Source organism: Synoicihabitans lomoniglobus (assembly GCF_029023725.1).
GTDB lineage: Bacteria > Verrucomicrobiota > Verrucomicrobiia > Opitutales > Opitutaceae > Actomonas > Actomonas lomonigloba.
On the sequence record NZ_CP119075.1, the window covers coordinates 1,615,835 to 1,638,653 of the forward strand.

Sequence of the window (22,819 nt, forward strand, 5' to 3'; positions counted from 1 at the left end):
ATGACGGGGAGGGCGGTTACGCGAAGTTGTGGTCCGGGCAAAACATGTTGCGGCTCCACTCTCCAGCAGGTTGTTTCGGCTCTGCTTTGACCTATTTTTCGCGCCGCATGATTGCCCACATTCGCCTCCTTCGAGGAATCGCCGCCGGAATGGCGCTCCTCGCCACTGCCACCGGATTGTGGGCTCAAACGCCGACGCCTCTGCTCGTGCCGGTGGAGCAACCGTTCGATTTTTATAGCACCGGCGAATACAGGGAAAAGTTGCCTCGACCGGAAACCTTACTCGGCTACGAGCCGGGGGAAGCCTACGCGCAGTATGGCGCGTTTTTGGAGGTGCTGGAGACGTATGCCCACTCCGACCGCGTGCGGGTGTTTCCGACCGGTGCGACCAACGAACGCCGCCCCATGCATGTGGTCGCGATCTCGTCGGCCAAAAACCTGCGCCGATTGGACGACATCAAAGCGGCCAATCAACGCTTGGCTGACGGCCGTGCGGAGCTTTCGGATCGGGAAATCGATCGTTTGATCGCGAAGCAGCCGATCATCGTCTGGCTGGGCTACAATATTCACGGCGATGAAGCTGCGGGCACGGAAGCCGCCATCCGGGTGCTTTACGAGTTGGTCGCCAGCGAGAGCAAGACCGTGAAGGCCTGGCTCGATGACGTGGTGGTCATCATGAACCCCTGTCAGAATCCCGATGGTCGCGAACGATTTGTGGTGTGGGCCAACGCGCATGGTCTGGGTCGGCCGGAACGGTTTGCTTACGAGAAAGAGAACCCGTGGAATGTCCAAGGGCGTTACAACCACTACTATTTCGATCTGAACCGGGACATGATCCCGACCTCGCAGGTGGAAAGCCGGAACAGCGGGGCGGCATTCTTGGAATGGCTGCCGCAGGTCGCGGCCGATCACCACGGTGAAACCAAAGAGTTTTTCTTCCCGCCGGCGGCCCTGCCTATCAATCCCAACCTCCCGCGCGAGTCGTTGGAGCGTTGGCTGGATGTGTTTGGGCGGGGTAATGCGGCCGCGTTCGATCAGCAGGGCTGGATGTATTACGTGCGCGACTACTTTGACATTTTCTATGCCGGTTACTGGGACAGCTGGCCCGCGCTCCAAGGGGCGACGGGCATGACCTACGAGACCAGTGGTGGCGGCAAACGCGGCTTCAATTATCTGCGCGACGACGAAACGATCATGACGCTGCGGTCGGCGATCGCGAAGCACTTCACGGCGAGCCTGGCAACAATCGCGACGGCGGCCGCCCATCGCGAGGCGCGCTTGCGGGATTTCCGGGAGCACTTTGTATCGGCCGTGAAGGCAGGGCGCGAAGCCGACCTTCAGCAGGTATGGATTCCGGCGGGCACAGACCCGCATCGCACGCGTGAACTGGTGCGGGCGCTACGCCGGAGCGGCGTCGAAGTGCAGACCACGACGGCAGTCGCCACATTGCCGACCGCAACGAACTATTTCGGCGTCAATACGGCCGAAATCACCATGCCGGTTGGCACGTTCGTGGTCGATATGGCGCAGCCCAAAGGCCACGTCGCCCGAGCTTTGCTGGAACCCGACACCGCTATCGATGACGCGTTTATCGAGCGGCAGCAGGAGAAGATGAAACGCAACCGCGATCGCGGTGAAAATGCACCGGACGACGACTACGAATTTTACGACGTCACGGCGTGGACGATGCCGTTGGCCTACGACGTCGAGGCGTATCAAGTCGGCGCAGCGGTCAACTTCAGCGGCGACGTGATCGGCGAGGTGGTCGCGCCCTCGGTGGCGGCACCACCGCGAGCCACGGCCGCGTATGTCATCCGGCCAGGCACGGAAGGCGCCGTGCGACTGGCGCTTGATTTGCTGGAGGAAGGTTACCGCGTGGCGACGGCGGTGCGCTCCATGGATGTTGGCGGCGTAGCGTATCCGCGCGGTTCCCTAGTCGTGCGGATCGAGCGCAATCCGACCTCGCTGCACGAGCGCATCGGCGAGCTTGCCCGAAGGCATCGAATCGAGGTCGGCGTGGCGAACACGGCCTTTACGGAATCGGGCATCACCGGCATCGGCAGCGAATCCACCTTCGCATTGACCGCGCCCAAGGTTTTGGTGGCGACGGGCGACGGCGTGATTCCGTCGAGCTACGGGGCGCTGCACTACCTGTTTGAAGAAACTTACGGTCTGGAATTTGTGCCGGTCGCGGTTGATACGCTCGGTTCGATCGACCTGCGCAAGTTCAATGTGGTGGTGCTGCCGGCCGGCAGCCCGCATCACTACGGCCGGCTGCTGGGCGACGGCGGCAAGTCCAACTTGAAAACCTGGGTCAGCCAAGGCGGCACGTTGATCTGTCTCGGCTGGGCCACGGAGTTCGCGATCGATGCCGACACGGGCTGGACCAGTATCAAGCGAGTTGGTGCGGACGATGATGATGACGCCAAAGCCGATGACGCCGACGGTGAAGACGAACCGGACGCGGAACCCTTACCCGTGCCGGGCGCGATGATGCGCACGATGGTCGATCACGATCACTTCCTGTCGTTTGGTTACGAGCAGGATGAGCTCCCGTTTCTGGTGAATTCGGATACGTTTTTCACCGCGTCGGAGACGGGCTTCAACGTGCTGAAGTTCCCCCAGGAGAATATTCGTCTGGCTGGTTACGTATGGCCGGACAACACGGAGCGCCTCATCGGAGGCACAGCCGCAGTGGTGGACGAGCCGGTGGGCCGCGGTCACATCATCCTCTTCAGCGACGAACCCGGTTACCGCGCCTGGTGGCACGCCACGACGCGCATGTTGATGAACGCGATTCTCTACGCGCCAGGCTTGCAGAACCAAACCGGGGGATACTCGCGATAGGTCATTTAGAATGAAAAGCTATGGAATTCCCGCCCGCAGCCAATCAGTCAAGATTCAAGCAATGTCCCCTTTTTCGGACCTTCCAGTTTTGCTGGGTCAGCTGCAGGTGCCGGACCGAACGGAATAAATCCAGCGAGCGTTACTGATTTCGTCGCTGGTCAAATCGGAGGTATATTTGATGAATGGGAACCAGGTGGATAGTTATAGATAGATGAAGAATTGGCATTTTTATATTATATTGTCATTAGGTTTATATTATCTAATAACAGGTGAATTCAGGTATGGCGCAGCCCGGCTAGGGCCGACAGGCTCTCGGATATTTGGGGTTACATCTGTATTGATTTCATTGTTTGTGATCTTGCGTGATCCAAAAGGGCGTAAAGAAACGTCTAGGCCCCAAAAAGGGAGCAAAAAAAAGGGTCAATCCTGAATGGCACTTAGTTAAGGGGGTTGATCGTCAATTTATGTCGCCGGGATTTGAAGCAAGCCGGACAGGGTGGGACAGCCGGACGGGGTCGGGACGAGCCAACCGAAGAGCCAACCGAAGGGAGCCAAAGGGTATGAACCGGGGACATAGGTAACAGATAGTCTAGGGACATAGGTTACACTTAAACTGGGCGTATGCCCTGGAAAGAAGTGTCACCAATGGACCAGAAGATGCAGTTCATCAGCATGGCGGCTACGGGCCGCTTTACCGTCTCGCAGTTGTGCGAAGACTTTGATATCAGTCGCAAGACCGGTCATAAGTGGCTGCGTCGTTACGCGGCGGAAGGTTCCGCCGGTTTGGGCGATCGGTCCCGTCGTCCCCGTGGCTGTGCCCACCAGACGACTACGGAGCTAGTCGAGCTGGTGCTCCAGGAGCGCAAAGCCAAGCCCAGTTGGGGCCCCAAGAAGCTACAGGATCTACTGCACTGTAAGCACGGGATAATGCAGCCTCCGGCGCGCAGCACGATCGCCTCGTTGCTGAAGAGTCACGGCCTGATCAAGAAGCGGCGGCGTAAACCTGGACTCTATCATCCCCGGCCCAGCGAGTTGACCGATCCGACTCACCCCAACCACGTGTGGACGTTCGACTACAAGGGTTGGTTCCTGACGCAGGATCGCATCCGCTGTGATCCGTTGACGGTGTGTGATCGGTTCTCGCGCTACGTCGTGTGCTGCCAAGCCCGATATGATCAGCAGTTCCGAGGCACCCACCTGGCCTGTCGTAACATCATGCGCTACCACGGGGTTCCGGAGATCATCCGCGTCGACAACGGCTCACCCTTCGCTTCCAACGGCTGGGGCAGGCTCTCTCGATTGAGCGTGTGGTGGATCAGCCAAGGCATCCAAGTGGAGTTCACCCGACCGGGGCATCCGCAGGATAATGGGTCCCACGAACGCATGCACCGCGACCTGAAAGCCGAGACCCTGCAGCCCAGCGCACGCAATCAACGCGCCCAACAACGCCTCTTCGACCGGTGGCGCTTTACCTACAACCACGAGCGTCCTCACGAAGGCATCAACATGCAAAAACCGGCCGAGATTTACCACTCCAGTCAGCGGCGCCTAAACGAGAACGACAACGCCGTGCGTTACCCGGCCGACTATCTGCGTCGACGTGTTACCGAGGCCGGGTTCATCAACTACCGCAAACGCAGCTATCATGTCGGGGAGGCGTTTGCCGGAGTCACCGTGGGAATCCACCGCACGGATGCGGGCACGAGCGAGCTGCACTTTGCGAACATCCACCTCGCCAACCTCACCCTCAATGCGGGGGACCCATTCCGGCCTGCGGCCTACATGGTTCCCCCGCATCAGGTTCCCCTCGCCAAACACAACCCGTAAACCCAACCTCCCAAAAGTGTAACCCATGTGCCTGGACTTTGTGTAACCCATGTCCCGATCATTCCGGGGCGGACGAAGAGATCAACCGAAGGGGACATTGTTGATCAACCGAAGGGGACATTGTTTGACTCTTGACAAAATCCTGATGGCTCTCGTCTATATTGGTCATGCCGCGAACCGCCCGACTTGAATACGCAGGAGCGTGTTACCATGTGATTAATCGGGGTAACTACCGTCGCGATATCTTTGAGAGCGACGGAGCTAGAGAGGCCTTCGAGCGCACGTTGCTTGAAGCTTGCGAGCGTTATCACTGGCGACTGCACGCCTATGTGATCATGCGAAACCATTTTCATTTAGCGCTGGAAACCCCGGAGGCGAATCTGAGCTCGGGCATGAAGTGGCTGCAGGGGACGTGGGTGGCGCGCTTCAATCGTTTACGCGGGCTAGTCGGACGTCCGTTTCAGGGGAGGTTTAAATCGCTGCATGTCCAGCCCGGTCACGCTTTGGCGGAGGTGTGCCATTATATTCATCTCAATCCCGTGAGGGCAGGGGTGGTGGGGGCGGACGAAGTAGCTTCATTTCGGTGGAGCTCCCTGTATCAATTTACCTGCAATTCGGGACTTGGATCGCTTATTGGCAACACGGTGCTGACGGAAGCAGGTCAACTGCCGGATTCTCCCGCTGGTTGGCGTCGATATTTGCGATATTTGGTTTTCAGGGCAGCGGAGGATCCAGGGGACCGAGACGAGCAGTATCGTCACTTGAGCCGGGGCTGGTGCATTGGCTCGGAGGCGTTCCGATCTGAGCTTAGCGAGCGGCTCAGTGCAGGAACCGACACCTCAGGCAAGCGGCGCTTTGGTGGATTGGAGTCGAAGGCTCGGCAAATCGAACGTGAACGTGGCTGGGAGAAATGCCTGCTCGTGGGGGCAAAAGCTGCCGGACTCGACCTCACGCAGTTGCCCGCGAGAAAATCAGATCCCGCAAAAGTATTGGTAGCAGCGGCGATGAAAATGGTGACCGATGCGAGTAACGGTTGGTTGGCAAATCGATTGGCGATGGGCGAACCGGCCAGCGTAAGCCAATTTGTGAGGCGTTTTACGCTGCAACGAGGCGATGAAAGCGCTGAGTTTCAGGCAATTCTGTCAAGAGTCAAACAATGTCCCCTTTGATGGGGCGGCTGATATTCCGGTGGGTCATTCAATCCGTTGCGTAGGCCCGCGCTAGGGATTGGGCTACGTTGGCGGGGACGAACTTGGAGACGTCGCCGCCGTATTTGGCGACTTGTTTCACGAGATGTGAACTCGTGTAGGAGTAGGCTTCGGCTGGCATGACGAAGATGGTTTCGATGTCGTTTTTCAGGTGCCGGTTCATCAACGCCATGTTGAACTCGAACTCGAAGTCGGAGAGCGCTCGCAGGCCGCGGATGATCGCGACCGCGTTTTGCTCCACGGCAAAATTCACCAGCAAGCCGCTGAACGTCGTGACTTTGACGTTGGGCAATTTGGCCAGTGACGGCTGGATCATGGCCACGCGCTCCTCGGGCGTGAAGAGCGGGGCTTTACCGGGGTTGTGAGCCACCGCGAGGGTGACTTGGTCGAACAGTTTGGCGGCCCGGGACAAGACGTCCAAATGGCCGTGGGTGATCGGATCGAAGGTGCCGGGGTAAATGCAATGGCGCATGGGGCGGGGAAAGACGTCAGCAACGAAGGAGGACCGGAGTGAGTCAGCCGGGAGGAGCGTTACTAGACGAACGACCGGGGATCGGCGCGAGCGCAAATCGTGACGTTTCCGGGGTTGCAAGCGGGCGGGTGCGTCGAGTGAATCTCCAGAATGCGTTGGAACATGCCAAACATTCTCACCGTGTCTCGTATCCCCATGCTCTTTGTGGTGGTCGGCATGATGGAGATGACGTGGTCGGGAGCCGCGACTTGGGCCTTTTGGCTCTTCATTCTCGCGGCCCTCACGGACTGGCTCGATGGCCTGTGGGCGCGCAAATCCGGGCAAGTGTCGACCTTCGGCCGGTTCATGGATGCGGTCATCGACAAGGTGATGGTGCTCGGTCTCATGATGGCGTTGGTGAATGCGGATTTTTTCGGCCGCTTCACGCTGGTCGCCCTGTTGCTGCTGCTCTGCATTCTGACCCGCGAGTTGGCGATCTCGGGGTTACGAATGGTGGCGGCGTCTAAGAATATTGTGGTCGAAGCCGACAAGAGCGGGAAAGTGAAGACGTTCACGCAGCTCAACGCCATTGGTTGGCTGCTGGGGGCGAAAATGTTTCGCGATGATTTCGGGCATCTATTCCCGACCGATGAGAAACTATTTCTCGATGCGATCCATTGGGTCGGACTGGGCCTTTACGTGTTGGCCGCTATCCTGACGGTGACGTCGGGGGCGTCGTATTTTAAACGACACGCGCACGTGATGGCCGACTAAGTGATGAAATTGAAACAACCGAATTGGCCGCGTTTTTTGCGGCGGGAGCTTGTGCTGAATTTTGCGACCATCGGTCCCGTGGGCCGCATTCGCAAGGCGCCGGGCACGTGGGGTTCTGTCGCTGGTCTGCTTTATTTCACCCTGTTCTTCTACGACCTCGGTATTTTCGGCACGCTGCTCATCGGTGGTCTCGGCGTTTACCTGGCGATCGCCATGTGCGGCGAAGCCGAGTTTCGCCTCGGCAAGCGTGACCCGGGCGAGATCGTGTTGGATGAGTTTGTGGCGATTCCGTTTTGCTTCCTCGCGTGGCAACCGCTGATGCGCGTGGCCCCGCCCTGGGCGATCTTCCTGGCCGGCTTCGCGCTGTTTCGATTTTTTGATATTTTGAAGCCGCTGGGGATCAGCAAACTGCAGGACTTGCCCGACGGTTGGGGCGTCGTCGCCGACGACGTGGCCGCCGCGCTGGCGACGAATCTTACGCTGCATGTCATTGCCGCGATAATAATGCGGTTCTAGCCGGGGTGTAACAGGCCAAACCTGTCGGGTCGTTGCTCGCGGCGACCGCGTCGATCACGCTGCGGCATTCGCAAGCGAACGCCCTACCCAGCGTGGCGGGAACCGGTCGGGCTTATGTGCGCTCCTCCAATAGCTCACCGCGATTAGTCAGGAGCCAACGGTCTTCCGGTGGCGTCGCTTGGTCAATGGTCTCGGCGTGTTTGTCACCTATTAGGTGACAAACGGGAGGGGGCTATTTTCGGCGGGTGGCGGAAACGAGCGTGACGGTGGGGTTGATCCAGCCGGCGCCACACGTGATGATTTTAGCATCTTTGGCGGCGCTCCACCGGTGCAGCACTTTGTGGGCGGCGACGAGTTCTTCGGCGGCTTTTTGGCCCTTCATGGCGAGGAGGCGTCCTCCGATGCGCACGTGAGGAAAGCACCATGGCGCGAGTTTTTTGAGGGCGGCCACCGCGCGGGAAGTGACGATGTCCGCTTCGAGCGGTGCGATGGTTTCGGCGCGGCCCCAAATGACTTCGACGCGATCGCCGAGGTCGAACTGGGCGACCATCTCTTGCAGAAATTCGCAGCGCCGTTGCAGGGTGTCGACGAGGACGACGCTCAAGTCCGGGCGCACGAGCGCGAGCACCATGCCAGGCAGACCGGCACCGGTGCCGATGTCGGCGACCTTGAGGTTGGGTTTGAGCGCTTCGGCCATGGCGGCGCAATTGAGCAAGTGGCGGTCCCACAGGATGGGCACTTCGCGTGGTCCGATGAGGCCGCGGACCACGCCGTCGGTGGCGAGCGCCTCGCCGTAAGCCGTCAAGCGAGCGATGGCGGCGGTATCAAGGCGTTTGGAGGCGTGAGCCGGAACGGGCGGCAGTGGCACGAGCTCGACTTCCTCGCTCATTGTTGGAGCAATTTGAGGTCGGCCAAATTGATGGCGATGTGCAGGCCTTGCTGGAGCACGTCGACGGCGACGATGATGCCGGAAGGATTTTTTGGATCGTCGATGATGCCTTCGACGCCGCGCAACGGTCCGCTCACGACGCGCACGGGCGCCCCTTTTTTGAAGAGGGGGTGGATGGTCGTTTCGAAGCCGGAGCTGACGATTTTTTGCACGTCGGCCAGCTGTTGCAGGAACTGCGGTTCATCGGTCACCGGGATCGTGCGGGCGAGCAGATCCATTTGGTAGATACGCGCCTTTCGCTCCAGGGGAACGCGAGCGAACACGTAGCTGGGAAACAGTGGTTTGGTGAAACTGCGTTCCCGATTTCCGTAGCGGCGGATGCTCGTGATGGTCGGCAGGTAGTGCGCCATGCGTTCGGCACTGAGCAGCGCGGCGAATTTCTTTTCGCAGCGCGGCTTCGTGTGGCAAACCCACCAAGCTTCGTTGGCGGCACTCGCGAAGGTGGAGAATGCCGGCGGTTGATCGGTCGCAGTGCTCAAGCTTCGAGCAGGAGAAAACGAACAGCGGCGTAGTAGCCTTCGAGTCCGAGACCGGTGATGACGCCGACGCAGGCGGGACCGGTGAATGAGTGATGACGGAATTCCTCGCGGAGGTAGAGGTTGGAAATGTGCACTTCAACGGCGCGCAGTTTCGAACCGAGCAAGGCGTCGCGGAGTGCCACACTGGTGTGCGTGTAGGCGGCACCGTTGATGACGAGTCCGTCGATGCCGGCTTCGGCCAGGGCGGAGATTTTGTCCACGAGGGCGCCTTCGTGATTGCTTTGGAAGAAGGTGAGTTCGGCCTGGCCGTCGAAGGCGGCGGAAAGCTGCGTCTCGAGGTCGGCGAGGGTGGTCGAGCCGTAGATCTCGGGCTCGCGTTTACCGAGCCGGTCGAGGTTGGGGCCGTTGAGAATGGCGATGCGTTTCATGGGCAGGAGAACGAGAAAGAGAAAGAGAACGATAAAGAGGAAGCTTTTCCCTCAGAGCGGGTTGTCGGTGCGGATGAATTCCCAAGGCAGATCGAACTTGGCGGCAAGCTCGGTCGCGAGGGCCTGGACGGCGTGGACCTCGGTGGCGTAGTGTCCGCAGAGGAAAACATTGATGCCGCGCTCCTGAGCGACGTTGAACCATTCCTCCCGGAGTTCGCCCGTCACCATGGTGTCGATACCGGTTTTGATGAGCTCCTTCATGGCGCTGTTGCCACTGCCGCTGCAAAAGGCGATGCGGCGGGGGGAATCCGAGCCGCAAGTGATGGGCACGACACGTTCGTAGTGAGTGGCGAGGGCGGCGTGCAAATCGGCGCGGGTGCCGGACCACGGCGCGGATACGCCCACCGGCTCACCGTCTATCATCATGAACGGTTGGTCGGGCGTGAGGCCGAGTTGCTTGGCGAGCAGGACGTTGTTGCCGATCTCCTGATGTCCGTCGAGCGGCAGATGATTGGAATACAGGGCGCAGTTGCCGGTGATCAACGTGGCCACGCGATCGTAGACCGGACCGGTGAGCAACTGGGGCATGTCCCAATACATGCCGTGGTGCACGATGAGGAAGTCGACGCCCGCGGCGACGGCGGCGCGAAAGGGCACGAGACCGGCGTCGACGGCCGCCCCGATCTTGGTGACGGTGCCGTTATTGGCGACCTGCAGGCCGTTCTTGGCCCCGGGGGCGTCGGTGTAGGCGTGCAGGCGGGTGCGGTCGTTGCAGTAGGCAACCAATTGATCGAGTTGAGCCATGGAGAAACGAGTTAGGGGGAAACCGGAGTGGCTTTCGAGGTGGATTTTTTCCGAGGGAGGTTTACGGGTGAAGTCATGGAGCCCGCCGTCCCCGAACTCGACCTGACCTCGCCCGTGGATTTGATCGCTGATGCGGCGGCCAAATTCGGGCAACGCCCGTCGTGGGACGACTATTTCATGGCCACGGCGGTCATTCTCTCCACGCGTTCGCCGTGTGAACGGCTCCACGTGGGATGCCTGTTGGTCAGCGGTGGTGAACGACGCAACCGCATCGTCGCGGCGGGTTACAATGGTTACCTGCCGGGCACGCCGCATGTTTCGCGGGTGCGCGACGGCCACGAACAAGCGACGGTGCACGCCGAACAAAACGCGGTCGCCGACGCGGCGCGGCGGGGCAGTTCGCTCGAAGGTTGTGTGGCTTATGTGACACACTACCCGTGCATCAATTGCGCGAAAATTTTGGCCTCGGCCGGCATCGTGGAAGTGCGTTATCGCGAAGATTATCACAATGATCCGATCGTGGCGGAGGTGTTGGGCGACGCCGGTGTGACGGTGACAAAACTCTGACCGGCCCCACGAGAAAAACAGGAACGCGAAGCGATGAGAGAACGAGGCAAAACGACGGCCAAACTGGCGGGGTCGCTGCTGCTTGCGCATCCAGGGCTGCAGGACCCGAATTTTCGCCATGCGGCGATATTGTTGTCGGCGCATGATGACGAAGGCGCGATGGGCGTGGTGCTCAATCGACCGACGGGGCAAACCTTGGCGGAGTTGGATGACGCGTTCGGCAGCGACGCTTTGGCGAAGGTGCGCGTGTTTGCCGGCGGACCGGTGCAGACTGATCGGTTGCTGATTTGCGCGATCGGGTTTCACGAAGACGGCGAAGGGTTGCGACTCCACTTTGGTCTCGAACCGGCCGCGGCGGAATCGCTTGTCGCGGCGCAAGGCGATGCAGTGACCTTGCGGGCGTTTCTCGGTTATTCCGGCTGGGGCGCGGGGCAGCTCGAAAACGAGCTCAAGCAAGACACGTGGGCGGTGAGCGCCATCCCGTCGGATATTTTGGATTTCACCTTCGACGACTCGCTGTGGCGTCACGTGATTTCACGGGTCAGCCCGGAGTGGCGGTTGTTGGCCAACGAGCCCGAAGACCCCGAGCTCAACTGAGCTCAATACACTGCCGGAGGGACGGGTTCCACCCGGTCCGCGTTGCCGTTGCGCACGGATGGCCAGCAGGACGCGGACGACGTGGAAGTCGTCCTTCCCTGACTAGATCCCCAGCGAGGTGCGGTAGAGTCGCGGCACGCGCTTGGTGACGGAGCAAAGGGTTTCCCACGGGATGGATTCCGCCCACGCGCTGAATTCGACGACCTTGATTTCGGCGTCCCCCTGGCGTCCGATCAACACGACTTCATCGCCCGAAGCGACGGCTTCGAGATGGGTCACATCGACGATGGTTTGGTCCATGGTCACCCGACCGAGGACGCGGCAGCGTTGGCCACCGATGAGCACCTCGCCGCGGTTGCTCAGACTGCGCGTGATGCCGTCGCCGTAGCCGGCGGTGAGAATGGCGACACGTGAATCCTGGGTGAGACGATACGTTTGCCCGTAGCTGATACTGGTGCCTGCGGGGAGATGCTTCACCAAACCGACTCGGGTGCGAAAACTGAACACCGGCTCCGGCAAAACGTCGTCGAGCAGCGAACCGCGGCGGGGCGAGATGCCAAATTGGAGCAAGCCGACGCGAACGGCGTTGAACGGCCCGGCGCGCTCGATGGTTTCGAGACCGGCACTGTTGTCGGCGTGAATGAGCAGATGCGTCGTGTCCAACTCGCCAAATGAAGCGAGGGCACGGCGGAAGCGTTGGCGTTGTTCGCTGGTGAACGCGGGATCGTCGTCGGGGCTCGCGTAGTGCGTGTAGATGCCGACGAGACGCAAGTGGGCGGCGTCATGGATCGCCTGATACACGGCGGTCGCGGCAGTGTGCCACACGCCGGAACGTCCCATGCCGGTATCGATCTTGAGATGGACATCGATGGGCCGCTTCGCATGGGACCCGGCGCGATCGAAGCGATGCACTTCGTCGAGCGATGAAACCGTCACGGCCACGTCGTAGCGGGGAATGTATTCGTCCTCATCCGGCACCAACGGACTGAGCAGGAGAATGGGCCAACCCGGACCCAATTCGCGCAGCGCAGCGGCTTCGGCGAGCGTCGCGACGGCAAACAAATCGGCCCCGGCGTGCATCAGCCGCGCCGCGACTTGGTGCAAACCATGGCCGTAGGCGTCCGCTTTCACCACCGCGACGTAGCGCATGTGGACGGGCAGGGCGGCCCGGATTCGCCGCAGATTGCGTTCAAGGGCAGCGAGATCGATCTCGGCCCAACACCGCAGCGGAAGTTGCGCGCGGGGAATCATGATTTGGGCGGCGGAGCTTGGTGAACTTGGGGTGTCCACGTTGCGTAACTCGGATCTTCGTGGAGAAAGGCATCGGGGTCGTTCGTCTCGCGTAACAGAGGCGTGTTCGCCAAAGTGCCGGACAGGGCGGTGGGATCGTAGGGCACCGTGCGGGGGGCGGCGGCGGGCAGGGCACTCCAGCGGCGAAAGCCGTCGGGGGTGAGCAAGCCGGAACCCGGGAGGTCCGCCGTGGCTACCCGTTTAATCGGGCCGAGCGTGGCGTCGGTGGCGCGAGTGAGGGTATGCCAGCTTTGCCGACGGGCGTCGCAAATGACGGCCTCCCCGGGCTGGGCCCATTGGTGAGCGGTTAGTTCCAAACTCCGGTAGGCGTAGACCGGACGTGATTGCAGCGCGATCCACGTGCGCAGCACGGTGGCGACGGTGCGGATACCGAGGATGGATCCCGGTCCTTCGCAGAATACAAAACATGCCGCTTCGCGGGGCTGAGACCCCAGATCGGAGAGCACTTGAAAGATCCCCGCACTGGCCTCGGCTTCGATTCGGGTCCAGCGAGCGTCACCGCTGACCGGTAGCCAACCGCCGTGAATTACGGTGGAGCTGGCATCGAGGATCAGAGTGGGGCCGTGGCGGGAATGGATGTCGTTGAGAGCAAGCACGAGGCGAACCGCGACGAAACGAACCGGGACGCAACGGGGCAAGCGCACAGCGCGCTGATCGCACAATCCGGCATTGACCGAGCGGAACGCCGAACCGTAGTTTGTCCAATTCTCTGCATAAATCTCTCTCCGCAAATCCGGTTGTGAACATCCAAACTCAAGACGTCTCCGAAACCCGCAAGAGCCTCGTCGCCTCCTTTGAGGCGGCCGAAGTTACCGCTGAATACCAAGCGGTCGTGGCTGAATTTACCAAAATGGCGCGCCTGCCCGGCTTCCGCCCCGGCAAAGCTCCGGTCGCGATGGTGACCAAGCGCTACGCCAAGGACATTAACGAGGAGTTCCGCAAAAAGGTCGTCACCAAGGCTTACCAAGACGCCATGAGCGATTCCAAGCTGGAGGTGCTTAATGTCATCAATGTCGAGGAGGGCGAAATCGCGCCGGACCAAGCGGCCGAGATCACCATCACGCTCGACGTGCAACCCACCTTCGAATTGCCCGATTACGAGGGCATCGCCACCACGGTCGAAGCCACCGATGCGACCGACGATGAGGTCGAAAAGACGCTCGAACACATGCGTTCCGAGCGGGCCGACTTTAATGTCGCCGAACGTCCGGCCCAAAAAAGTGACTACGTGAAACTCGCTTACGAAGGCACGATCGACGGCACCCCGATTCTCGAAATCGCGCCGGAGAAGCAAATTTACGGCAAAGTTCCTCAGACTTGGGAAGAGGTCGAAGGCGAGAACGAAGGCCTGATTCCCGGTCTCGGTGCGCAACTCGGTGGTTTGTCCGCTGGTGACAAGAAAGACATTACGATCACGTTCCCGGCCGAATTCGCCGCCGTAGAGGCGCTGGCTGGCAAGCAAGCGGTTTACGCCGTCGAGGTGCAGGAAGTGCGCGAGCGCATTTTGCCGGCGATCGATGAAGAATTCTGCAAAGCCCATCAGGCTGACGACGAAGCCGGCCTGCGCACCAACATCCGTAACAACATCAAGATGCAAAAGGAGGGACGCAATCGCTCCGAACAGCGTCGCCAGGTGACGGAAGCCATGTTGAGCAAAGTCACGATCGCCGCACCCGAATCCCTCGTGGAGCAGGAAACGCAGGGCGTGCTGCGCCAATTCATCGACCAACAAATGCGCCAAGGCGTAAAGCCCGAGCAGCTCGAATCCGACAAGGAGGCGCTCTACGCCAACGCTCGCAAGGCGGCCGAGACGCGCGTGCAAAGCCAGCTGTTGCTCGCTAAAATTGCCGAGAAGGAGAAGGTCAAGGTCGAGGAAAACGACATGAACCAGGTCATTTACCAGCAGGCCATGCAGAGCGGTCAGGCTCCGGACAAGTTCGTCAAGGAGCTCACAAAAAACCGTGATCGTTTGCGTTCCCTGCAGCAGTCGATTCTCTTCGATAAGACCCTTGATCTGGTGGTGTCCAAAGCCACTGTGACCGAAGGCAAGCCCGCAGCTGAGTAACCTCTCGGCGGCGGCGTTTCTCCCTCAACTTTATTTCCGCCTGTGAGCTCTTACTACGTCCCTTACGTCATCGAAAACACCGGCCGCGGCGAGCGGTCGATGGATATCTACAGTCGGCTCCTGAAGGACCGGATCATTTTCATCGGCACGCCGATCGACGATGGGGTGGCCAACAGCGTCATCGCGCAGTTGTTGTTCCTGCAAATGGAGGATCCCAAGAAGGATATCCACCTCTACATCAACTCCCCGGGTGGCGTCGTCACCGGCGGCATGGCGATCTACGACACGATCAACTTCCTGCAATGCGATGTGGTGACCTACTGCATCGGCATGGCCGCTTCCATGGCGACCGTGCTACTGGCCGCCGGCACCAAGGGGAAACGTTTCGCGCTGCCGAACAGCCGGGTGATGATTCACCAGCCGTCGGGTGGGGCGGGTGGTCAAACCGCCGACATCACCATCGCCGCCAAGGAAATCCTGCGTTGGCGCCAAACGCTCAACGAGACCATTGCCAAGCACACCGGTCTTTCCGTCGAGCAAGTCGCCAAGGACTCCGATCGCGACTACTACCTCAGCGCTCAGGAAGCCAAGGATTACGGTATCGTCGACCACGTGGTCGAATCGACGCGTGAAGCCGCCTCGCTGGCCGTGCCCTCGGCGGCCTGAGCCAAGTCGTAACGTCCTCTGTTTTTCGAGCCGACTCCGCTTTGCCGGAGTCGGCTTTGTTTTAGACCCTCGACACGGTTGAGCGGCCTCGTAAATCTCGCGCCATGGCCAAATCATCGCGGATGACGCTTTGTTCCTTCTGTGGGAAATCCCAGACCGAGGTGAAAAAAATCATCGCGGGGCCGGGCGTCTACATCTGCGACTCCTGCGTCAATGTCTGCAAAACGATCATCGACCGGGAGACCAAGCAGAGCCCGATCGAAGCCAAACCGGCGTTTAATTTGCTGCGTCCGGCGCAGATCAAAGCGACGCTGGATGATCATGTCATCGGGCAGGAGCACGCGAAGAAGGTGCTGTCGGTCGCCGTCTACAATCACTACAAGCGGTTGGCGTTCGATTCCGGGCAGGGATTTGAGCGCGATTCCAACGCCCTGACGCCGGAGTTCGATGGCGTGGAGGTCGAGAAGAGTAACATTCTCCTTACCGGTCCCACCGGCTCGGGCAAGACGCTGCTCGCGCGTTCTTTGGCGCGAATTTTGGATGTGCCGTTCGCCATCTCCGACGCCACCACGTTGACGGAGGCCGGTTACGTGGGCGAAGACGTTGAGAATGTGGTCCTGCGTTTGCTGCAGGCGGCCAATTACGACGTAAAAAAGGCCGAGTGCGGCATCATTTATGTCGACGAAATCGACAAGATTCGGCGCACCACGGAGAATGTTTCCATTACGCGCGACGTCTCCGGCGAAGGCGTGCAGCAGGCCCTGTTGAAAATCCTCGAAGGCACGGTGTGCAATGTGCCGCCGCAAGGTGGGCGCAAGCACCCGAATCAGGAATACATCCAGATCAACACCGCCAACATTCTGTTCATCTGCGGCGGTGCCTTCATCGGGCTCGACGACATCATCAAAAAGCGGCTCGGCAATAGGTCGCTCGGTTTCAAGCGCGATCAGGAAGTCGAAATCGATCCCGTCTCGATGATGCAACAGATCGCTCCCGAGGATTTGGTCCGTTTTGGCATGATCCCGGAGTTCATCGGCCGCCTGCCCGTGGTATCGGTGCTCAATCAGTTGCAGGTCGCGGACTTGGAAAAAATCCTACTCCGCACGAAGAACGCGACGGTCAAGCAATACTCCAAACTCTTCGCCATGGACGGCGCGCGGCTGCGCTTCACCCCCGACGCCATCAAAGCGGTCGCGCAAAAAGCAATCGATCTGAAGACCGGAGCCCGGGCGCTGCGCTCGATTATGGAGAAACTCATGCTTGAAGTGATGTATGAGCTGCCCGAGCGCGACGACGTGGCGGAAGTTGTCATCGATGCCGCGGTGGTGGCGGGGAAGCGCCGGCCCTCATTGCGTCGCGCCCCGAAACGTGAATCCAAGAACGCGGCTTAATTTTCGATCTTTTGACCAAAACCAACCCAAATTTGGGATTAGCGAAAACCAAAGTGAGAGCTGATCCCGCTAATAGTTCCCTTTCGTCAACTTCGAGGGGAATTTTTGTTTTACTTTGGAATACCCGACCGGTTCTTTGACCGGCTGACCGTGACCACTCAACAACCCGTGAGCCAGACACATACGCGCAAGACCTTCTTCGGCCGCCTCGGAGCGATTTTTACCGCTTCCGTCGTTGCGCCTAAACTATTCGCGAAGTCCGCCACCAAGGCGGTCGTCCACCCCTCGGGGCGGACCAAGTTCGAACTCAAGCCCGAGGCCCGTGCCATCGCACGGGACACGGATTCGCTCTAACCGAGACGCGCCCTCGAAGCATTCCGGCCCATGTCGAATCTCTTTCCTAAATCGGCGAATCGCCTGCCGCTGCAGATCATCATCTTTCTGGTGATTTTCGGTGGTATCGTGACCGCTGCCACGACCTATTACGCGACACCCAAGTATACTCGGGTGGGCTACGCTCCGGTGCAGCCCGTGCCGTTCAGCCACGCCAAACACAATGGCGAGCTGGGCATCGACTGTCGCTATTGCCACTCCACGGTGGAGAAGGCCGGCCACGCGGCCGTGCCGACGGCGCAGACCTGCATGAACTGCCACTCGCAGGTCAAGAACACCAGCCCGCTGCTCGCGCCCGTCCGCGCCAGCTACGAATCCGGTGATCCGGTCGAGTGGGTGCGGGTGCACCAGGCGCCCGATTACGTTTACTTCGATCACTCCGTCCACGTGAACCGCGGCGTTTCCTGCGTCGAATGTCACGGCCAGATCAATGAGATGGAAGTGGTGACCCACGCCAAGCCGCTCTCGATGGGCTTCTGCTTGGATTGTCACCGCGACCCCGCTCCACATCTGCGCGACCCAAAACTCGTTACCCAGCTCGATTGGAAACACCCCGGCGGCGTGGAAGGCCAAACCGCTGACGGCGAAAAGTTTATCCACGACTGGAACATCAATCCTCCGCAAAGCTGCTCCGGCTGCCACCGATGAAACGCAAAGTTGAACATCCCGAACCCTCCGCCCGTGAGCTGAGTGGTCCGCGCTACTGGCGCAGCCTCGATGAACTCGTGGAGACACCCGGTTTTCAGAATAAACTCGCCAAGGAATTTCCCGAAGGCGCGTCGAACCTGAACGGCGTCGATCGTCGCCACTTCTTCAAGTTGATGGCCGCGTCCTTTGCCCTCGGTGGCATGGGACTCGCAACCGGCTGCCGTCGTCCCGAGGCCAACATTCTGCCCTACGGTAAATCCGTCGAAGGCATCATTCCGGGCGTGCCGCAGTATTATGCCACGTCGTTCCCACTCCGCGGTGCGGCGTTGCCATTGCTCGCGGAAACCCACCAGGGGCGTCCGACCAAACTGGAAGGTAACCCGAGCTACACGCCTTACGGCGGGGCATCCTCGCTGTTGGCGCAAGCCTCTGTGCTCGATCTCTACGATCCGGATCGCGCCACCACGCACACGACCGGTGGAGCGGCTTCGACCGTGGTCGCGATGCGCGACAAACTTTCCGCCGTGCACGCCGCCGCCGCTGCCAATGGTGGAGCGGGACTTGCCGTTCTCGCCGAATCTTCTTCCTCCCCGAGCCGCGCTCGCTTGGTGGAAGCGTTGAAGGGCAAATTGCCCAACGCGATGTGGGCGGAATACGACGCCGTTTCTGATTTGCCGCCGGCGGCCGCCGCTCGCGCCGCTTTCGGTCAAAACGTCAAGCCGCTGTATCGCTTCGCCAAAGCCAAGCGTATCGTCTCGATCGACGCCGACTTTTTCCACGCTGAATCCGGCGCGTTGGGCTATTCCCGCGATTTCGCCAAGGGTCGCAAGGTCCTCAAGGCCAACGATCCGATGAACCGCCTCTACGCGGTGGAGAGCACATTCTCGCTCACCGGTTCGATGGCGGATCACCGTCTGCGTCTCGCGAGCAGCCACATGTTGGCGTTCACCGCCGCATTGCTGGCGAAGTTGTCCGGTCAGGATTCCGTGGCGCGTCTCGCGCAGGGCTTGAACTTCAAGGATCAGGACAAGTGGATCGAAGCCTGCGCCACCGATCTCGCTCACCACAAGGGGGAGTGTCTGGTCGTCGCCGGGGCGCACCAACCTGCGCAAGTCCACGCGCTGGCCTACGCCATCAACGCGTTCCTCGGTAACATTGGCAAAACGATCGACTTCGTCGAAGTGCCGCAAAATGACGCCGCTTCGCTGGCCGATCTCGCCGCTGCCGCCAAGGCCGGCAAGGTTTCCACGCTCGTCGTGCTCGGGGGTAACCCGGCTTACAACGCGCCGGCTGATCTCGATTTTACGGCGCTGGCCGATGCCGTGGACGATGTCATTCGTTACGGCTACTACGTCGACGAAACCTCGGCCCTGGCCGATACGCACATCGGTGCCACCCATTATTTGGAATCGTGGGGCGATGCCCGCACGGCCGATGGCACCATCGTGCCGGTGCAGCCGATGATCATGCCGTTGTTCGACGGTCTGACCGAACTTGAAGTCGTGGCGCGTCTCGCCGGCGCCGACACCACTGATCCTTACTCGATCGTTTTCGATACGGTGGTGCAATATGTCGAAGGCCGCCTCCTGTTCCACGGCCGCCCGGCCAACCCAAACATCAAGCGCTCCGAAACCCTCGGTAGTGCGCAGGACGTTTTCCGCAAGTTCCTGCACGACGGCATCATCGCCGATTCGGCCTACGCCACTGCGACCGTCCGTTATGATCAGGCTGGTGCCGGAGTGCTCTTTGCTGACGCGCCGTCCTATCCGGCGTTGTCCAAGGACAACCTCGAAGTGCGTTTCACCTTCGACCACAAGATGGACGACGGTCGCTACGCCAACAACGGCTGGCTGCAAGAGTGCCCGGATCCGATCACCAAGATCTCTTGGGACAACGCGATCCTCGTCAGCCCACGTCTCGGAGCCGAACTCGGCATTGAGCCGGGCGGCGCCGCGCTGCAGGTCGCCCGCAAGGAGCTCGCTGAATACCCGCAAGGTAAAGAAAATGCCTTCGTGGGCGAAGTGACCGTGAATGGCACGACTGTGCGCGGTCCGATGCACATTCAACCGGGTCTCTCCAACTGGACCATTGTGCTGCCACTCGGTTACGGTCGCCAAGTCAGCGGTCGCGTGGGGCAGGGCGCGGGACATGATTTCTACCCCGCTCGCACGTCGGCACATCCGGACTTCGTGACCGGTGCCACCATCAAGGTGCTCGACGAGCGCTACAAGATGGCGAACCAGCAAGAGCACTGGTCGATGGAAGGCCGTGATCTCGTGCGTGAAGCCAACAAGGAGGAGTTCGATACCGATCCCAACTTCGTCGACAGCTTCGGCATCGAATCCCACGCCCCGGCCAATCTCGGCAAGGACAAGAATATGCCGCTCGCCGCGGTTTCCGTCGAAACGCCACGTGGCAACTCGCTTTACGAGACTCCGAATTTCGAAGGCACGCATCAATGGGGCATGTCGATCGACCTGAATACCTGCATTGGTTGCAACGCTTGCGTGATCGCCTGTCAGGCCGAGAACAACATTCCGATCGTCGGCAAGGAACAGGTCATGCGCGGTCGCGAGATGCACTGGATCCGCCTCGATCGTTATTACTCGGACGGAAACATTTCCGCCGGTGCCTTTGGTGGCCCGAAAAACAAGGTGATCCCCGAGGATCCCCAAGCCTCGCTCATGCCGGTCGCCTGTATGCAGTGCGAACTCGCGCCTTGCGAAACGGTTTGCCCGGTCAACGCCACGGTGCACGACGACGAAGGCCTGAACGTCATGGCCTACAACCGCTGCATCGGCACGCGTTACTGCGCCAACAACTGTCCTTACAAGGTCCGTCGCTTCAACTTCTTCGACTGGAATGACCGGTCGCTCGACCAGCTCTACATGGGCCCGGCCGGCGACAAGGGCATGCCCGAGCTCGTGCAGATGGCGAAGAATCCGGATGTCACCGTGCGCATGCGGGGTGTGATGGAAAAGTGCACCTACTGCGTGCAACGCATCCAGCAGGCCAAGATCGCCCAAAAGGTGAAGGCCCGCGATACCGACAATGTCGTCGTCCCCGACGGCACGATCAAGACGGCCTGTCAGCAAGTCTGCGCGGTCGACGCCATCGAGTTCGGCAACATCAAGGATCCCGAGAGCGCGGTTTCCCAAGCCAAGGCCCGCGAGCAAGACTACGCGCTCCTCGGCTACCTCAATATCCGTCCTCGCACCACTTATCTGGGCAAGCTGCGCAACCCGAATCCGGACATGCCGGACTACGCGTCGCTGCCGCTCAGCCGCATTGAATACAACACCAAGAATCATCCTGCTCACGGCGATGACCACGGTGGCGGCAGCCACGGTGAGGCCCATCCCGCCGCAGACGACCACGGTCACGCTCACGACGAGCCTGATGGACACACTTCGATCATGAAGAACGCCCTGTCGACGGGAGGACTTAGCTAATGTCGCACGCCGATTCCGCCGCCGCCAAGCCGGCTATTCTCAATGAAGTTCAACCCGCGGAGCTGCCGCGTGCCACCTTGGTGGAGCACGGTCGCAGCTTCTCGTGGATCACTGATAAGATCTGCGGCATCATCGAGGGCAAGACCCCCGGCTGGTGGTGGGTTTGCTTCGTGCTCGCCTGTTTCGTCGCCACCTGGACGGTGGCTGGCATCGTCTACCTCGTCGCCACGGGCGTCGGTGTGTGGGGCCATGCCAATCCCGTCAACTGGGCGTGGGACATCGTCAACTTCGTGTTCTGGATCGGTATTGGTCACGCGGGCACGTTGATTTCGGCCATTCTCTGTTTGTTGCGCCAAAAGTGGCGCACTTCGATCAATCGAGCCGCCGAGGCCATGACGATTTTCGCGGTGGTTTGCGCCGGTATCTTCCCCGTGTTCCACGTCGGTCGCGTCTGGTTTGCCTGGTATCTGTTCCCGATTCCCAATTCGAATTACATCTGGCAGAACTTCCGTTCGCCGCTGGAGTGGGACGTGTTCGCGGTGTCGACCTACGGCACGGTTTCGGTGCTCTTCTGGTATGTGGGTCTGATTCCCGACCTGGCGATTCTGCGTGATCGTTTTTACAAGGCCGGCAACAAGTTCCGTTCGTTCCTCTATGGTTTCTTCGCCATGGGCTGGCGCGGCGCGAATCGCCACTGGTCCAACTACGAAATGGCTTACCTCGTGTTGGCTGGTATCTCGACGCCGCTGGTGTTGTCGGTGCACACGATCGTTTCGTTCGACTTCGCGGTTTCATTGCTGCCCGGCTGGCACACCACCATCTTCCCGCCCTACTTCGTGGCCGGCGCTATTTTCTCCGGCTTCGGCATGGTGATGACGCTGATGCTGCCACTGCGCTCGATCTTCAAACTCGAGGATCTCATCACGCAGTATCACATCGACTGCATGTGTAAGATCACATTGGCGACGGGCACCATCGTGGGATACGCCTACGGCATGGAGTTCTTCATCGCTTGGTATGGCTCCAACCCCTACGAGGGCTTCGCCTTCATCAATCGCGCCTTCGGTCATTATGCGTGGGCCTACTGGATCATGATCTCATGTAACGTGATCACACCGCAGTTCTTCTGGTTTAAGAAGATCCGCGATAATACGTGGTTCGTCTGGGTGCTTTCGATCTTCGTCAACGTCGGCATGTGGTTCGAGCGTTTCGTGATTATCGTCACGTCGCTGGCGCGCGACTTCCTGCCTTCCAGCTGGGGTTACTACAGCCCGTCGATCGTGGAAATCTTCACCTTCTTCGGCACGTTCGGCGTGTTCAGCGTCTTGTTCCTCCTGTTCATCCGCTTCCTCCCCATCATGCCGATGGCGGAAATCAAGTCGGTCACTCCGCAAGGCGATCCGCACGCGGGTCACGGCGATCACTAATTCACGCGCAACCTTTTTAT

Annotated in this window: 21 protein-coding genes; 14 read left to right on the plus strand and 7 right to left on the minus strand. The window is 60.1% G+C overall.

The annotated features are described in order from the left end of the window. Positions 1-107 precede the first annotated feature (107 nt). The 3 genes from PXH66_RS06265 (at position 108) to PXH66_RS06275 (ending at position 5,842) form a co-directional block, all read left to right on the plus strand. Positions 108-2,846 carry a M14 family zinc carboxypeptidase gene (locus PXH66_RS06265; RefSeq protein ID WP_330927738.1) on the plus strand — a complete coding sequence of 913 codons (2,739 nt, stop codon included), beginning with the start codon at positions 108-110 and terminating at the stop codon, positions 2,844-2,846. 621 nt (positions 2,847-3,467) lie between these two features. Next, the gene (locus tag PXH66_RS06270; RefSeq protein ID WP_330931001.1) at positions 3,468-4,673 is read left to right on the plus strand and encodes an IS481 family transposase; all 1,206 of its coding nucleotides are present in this window, start codon (positions 3,468-3,470) and stop codon (positions 4,671-4,673) included. Positions 4,674-4,840: 167 nt separating this feature from the next. After that, positions 4,841-5,842 (plus strand): transposase, encoded by a 1,002-nt coding sequence (locus tag PXH66_RS06275; RefSeq protein WP_330929100.1) that lies wholly within the window; start codon positions 4,841-4,843, stop codon positions 5,840-5,842. 28 nt (positions 5,843-5,870) lie between these two features. Here PXH66_RS06275 and coaD read toward each other — a convergent pair whose 3' ends face one another. After that, on the minus strand, positions 5,871-6,353 hold the full coding sequence (coaD, locus tag PXH66_RS06280) for a pantetheine-phosphate adenylyltransferase (RefSeq protein WP_330929099.1): 483 nt from the start codon (positions 6,351-6,353) through the stop codon (positions 5,871-5,873). Between the two features lie 180 nt (positions 6,354-6,533). On the opposite strand from coaD, the gene pgsA reads away from it, so the two are divergent. Together pgsA and PXH66_RS06290 are read left to right on the plus strand one after the other, a co-directional pair. Beyond that, positions 6,534-7,106 carry a CDP-diacylglycerol--glycerol-3-phosphate 3-phosphatidyltransferase gene (gene pgsA / locus PXH66_RS06285; RefSeq protein WP_345784021.1) on the plus strand — a complete coding sequence of 191 codons (573 nt, stop codon included), beginning with the start codon at positions 6,534-6,536 and terminating at the stop codon, positions 7,104-7,106. Positions 7,107-7,109: 3 nt separating this feature from the next. Continuing rightward, positions 7,110-7,622, plus strand: coding sequence for a phosphatidylglycerophosphatase A family protein (locus tag PXH66_RS06290; protein ID WP_330929097.1), 513 nt, complete (start codon positions 7,110-7,112; stop codon positions 7,620-7,622). Between the two features lie 232 nt (positions 7,623-7,854). On the opposite strand, the gene rsmG is transcribed toward PXH66_RS06290, so the two are convergent. From rsmG to PXH66_RS06310, 4 genes are read right to left on the minus strand one after another with little or no spacing between them, the layout of a single operon-like run. Then, the gene (gene rsmG, locus PXH66_RS06295) at positions 7,855-8,511 is read right to left on the minus strand and encodes a 16S rRNA (guanine(527)-N(7))-methyltransferase RsmG (RefSeq protein ID WP_330929096.1); all 657 of its coding nucleotides are present in this window, start codon (positions 8,509-8,511) and stop codon (positions 7,855-7,857) included. After that, positions 8,508-9,050: a transcription termination/antitermination protein NusG gene (gene nusG / locus PXH66_RS06300; protein ID WP_330929095.1), complete on the minus strand. Its 543-nt coding sequence runs from the start codon at positions 9,048-9,050 to the stop codon at positions 8,508-8,510. The genes rsmG and nusG overlap by 4 nt, the downstream gene beginning before the upstream one ends. Continuing rightward, a complete protein-coding gene (gene aroQ, locus PXH66_RS06305; RefSeq protein ID WP_330929094.1) occupies positions 9,047-9,478 on the minus strand; it encodes a type II 3-dehydroquinate dehydratase in 432 nt (143 codons plus the stop codon). The genes nusG and aroQ overlap by 4 nt, the downstream gene beginning before the upstream one ends. Positions 9,479-9,529: 51 nt before the next feature. Further along, positions 9,530-10,282 carry a Nif3-like dinuclear metal center hexameric protein gene (locus PXH66_RS06310; RefSeq protein ID WP_330929093.1) on the minus strand — a complete coding sequence of 251 codons (753 nt, stop codon included), beginning with the start codon at positions 10,280-10,282 and terminating at the stop codon, positions 9,530-9,532. Positions 10,283-10,357: 75 nt separating this feature from the next. On the opposite strand from PXH66_RS06310, the gene PXH66_RS06315 reads away from it, so the two are divergent. Further along, the gene (locus tag PXH66_RS06315; protein WP_330929092.1) at positions 10,358-10,849 is read left to right on the plus strand and encodes a deoxycytidylate deaminase; all 492 of its coding nucleotides are present in this window, start codon (positions 10,358-10,360) and stop codon (positions 10,847-10,849) included. Between the two features lie 33 nt (positions 10,850-10,882). After that, positions 10,883-11,446, plus strand: a complete 564-nt coding sequence (locus tag PXH66_RS06320) for a YqgE/AlgH family protein (protein ID WP_330929091.1) — start codon at positions 10,883-10,885, stop codon at positions 11,444-11,446. 102 nt (positions 11,447-11,548) lie between these two features. Here the strand turns inward: PXH66_RS06320 and alr are convergent, their stop codons facing one another. Then, the gene (gene alr, locus PXH66_RS06325; protein ID WP_330929090.1) at positions 11,549-12,697 is read right to left on the minus strand and encodes an alanine racemase; all 1,149 of its coding nucleotides are present in this window, start codon (positions 12,695-12,697) and stop codon (positions 11,549-11,551) included. Beyond that, complete coding sequence (locus tag PXH66_RS06330) at positions 12,694-13,353, minus strand: peptidase M22 (protein WP_330929089.1); 660 nt, start codon at positions 13,351-13,353, stop codon at positions 12,694-12,696. The genes alr and PXH66_RS06330 overlap by 4 nt, the downstream gene beginning before the upstream one ends. Before the next feature lie 143 nt (positions 13,354-13,496). Between PXH66_RS06330 and tig the strand changes: the two genes are divergently transcribed. The 7 genes from tig to nrfD all read left to right on the plus strand — a co-directional run bounded on the left by tig (position 13,497) and on the right by nrfD (position 22,799). Beyond that, the gene (tig, locus tag PXH66_RS06335; protein WP_330929088.1) at positions 13,497-14,822 is read left to right on the plus strand and encodes a trigger factor; all 1,326 of its coding nucleotides are present in this window, start codon (positions 13,497-13,499) and stop codon (positions 14,820-14,822) included. Between the two features lie 99 nt (positions 14,823-14,921). Next, positions 14,922-15,488, plus strand: a complete 567-nt coding sequence (locus PXH66_RS06340) for an ATP-dependent Clp protease proteolytic subunit (protein WP_345784034.1) — start codon at positions 14,922-14,924, stop codon at positions 15,486-15,488. 104 nt (positions 15,489-15,592) lie between these two features. Then, on the plus strand, positions 15,593-16,879 hold the full coding sequence (gene clpX, locus PXH66_RS06345; RefSeq protein ID WP_330929086.1) for an ATP-dependent Clp protease ATP-binding subunit ClpX: 1,287 nt from the start codon (positions 15,593-15,595) through the stop codon (positions 16,877-16,879). Positions 16,880-17,047: 168 nt separating this feature from the next. Then, positions 17,048-17,233 carry a hypothetical protein gene (locus tag PXH66_RS06350; protein ID WP_330929085.1) on the plus strand — a complete coding sequence of 62 codons (186 nt, stop codon included), beginning with the start codon at positions 17,048-17,050 and terminating at the stop codon, positions 17,231-17,233. A gap of 30 nt (positions 17,234-17,263) precedes the next feature. Further along, a complete protein-coding gene (locus tag PXH66_RS06355; RefSeq protein WP_330929084.1) occupies positions 17,264-17,920 on the plus strand; it encodes a cytochrome c3 family protein in 657 nt (218 codons plus the stop codon). Then, complete coding sequence (locus PXH66_RS06360; RefSeq protein ID WP_330929083.1) at positions 17,917-21,372, plus strand: TAT-variant-translocated molybdopterin oxidoreductase; 3,456 nt, start codon at positions 17,917-17,919, stop codon at positions 21,370-21,372. The genes PXH66_RS06355 and PXH66_RS06360 overlap by 4 nt, the downstream gene beginning before the upstream one ends. Continuing rightward, complete coding sequence (nrfD, locus tag PXH66_RS06365; RefSeq protein ID WP_330929082.1) at positions 21,372-22,799, plus strand: NrfD/PsrC family molybdoenzyme membrane anchor subunit; 1,428 nt, start codon at positions 21,372-21,374, stop codon at positions 22,797-22,799. The genes PXH66_RS06360 and nrfD overlap by 1 nt, the downstream gene beginning before the upstream one ends. Positions 22,800-22,819: the final 20 nt, after the last annotated feature.

Coding starts and splice junctions, on each gene's coding strand:
- PXH66_RS06265 (WP_330927738.1), top strand. CDS start 108: ATGATTGCCCACATTCGCCTCCTTCGAGGAATCGCCGCCGGAATGGCG.
- PXH66_RS06270 (WP_330931001.1), top strand. CDS start 3,468: ATGCCCTGGAAAGAAGTGTCACCAATGGACCAGAAGATGCAGTTCATC.
- PXH66_RS06275 (WP_330929100.1), top strand. CDS start 4,841: ATGCCGCGAACCGCCCGACTTGAATACGCAGGAGCGTGTTACCATGTG.
- coaD (WP_330929099.1), bottom strand. CDS start 6,353: ATGCGCCATTGCATTTACCCCGGCACCTTCGATCCGATCACCCACGGC.
- PXH66_RS06290 (WP_330929097.1), top strand. CDS start 7,110: ATGAAATTGAAACAACCGAATTGGCCGCGTTTTTTGCGGCGGGAGCTT.
- rsmG (WP_330929096.1), bottom strand. CDS start 8,511: ATGAGCGAGGAAGTCGAGCTCGTGCCACTGCCGCCCGTTCCGGCTCAC.
- aroQ (WP_330929094.1), bottom strand. CDS start 9,478: ATGAAACGCATCGCCATTCTCAACGGCCCCAACCTCGACCGGCTCGGT.
- PXH66_RS06310 (WP_330929093.1), bottom strand. CDS start 10,282: ATGGCTCAACTCGATCAATTGGTTGCCTACTGCAACGACCGCACCCGC.
- PXH66_RS06315 (WP_330929092.1), top strand. CDS start 10,358: ATGGAGCCCGCCGTCCCCGAACTCGACCTGACCTCGCCCGTGGATTTG.
- PXH66_RS06320 (WP_330929091.1), top strand. CDS start 10,883: ATGAGAGAACGAGGCAAAACGACGGCCAAACTGGCGGGGTCGCTGCTG.
- alr (WP_330929090.1), bottom strand. CDS start 12,697: ATGATTCCCCGCGCGCAACTTCCGCTGCGGTGTTGGGCCGAGATCGAT.
- PXH66_RS06340 (WP_345784034.1), top strand. CDS start 14,922: ATGGATATCTACAGTCGGCTCCTGAAGGACCGGATCATTTTCATCGGC.
- clpX (WP_330929086.1), top strand. CDS start 15,593: ATGGCCAAATCATCGCGGATGACGCTTTGTTCCTTCTGTGGGAAATCC.
- PXH66_RS06355 (WP_330929084.1), top strand. CDS start 17,264: ATGTCGAATCTCTTTCCTAAATCGGCGAATCGCCTGCCGCTGCAGATC.
- PXH66_RS06360 (WP_330929083.1), top strand. CDS start 17,917: ATGAAACGCAAAGTTGAACATCCCGAACCCTCCGCCCGTGAGCTGAGT.
- nrfD (WP_330929082.1), top strand. CDS start 21,372: ATGTCGCACGCCGATTCCGCCGCCGCCAAGCCGGCTATTCTCAATGAA.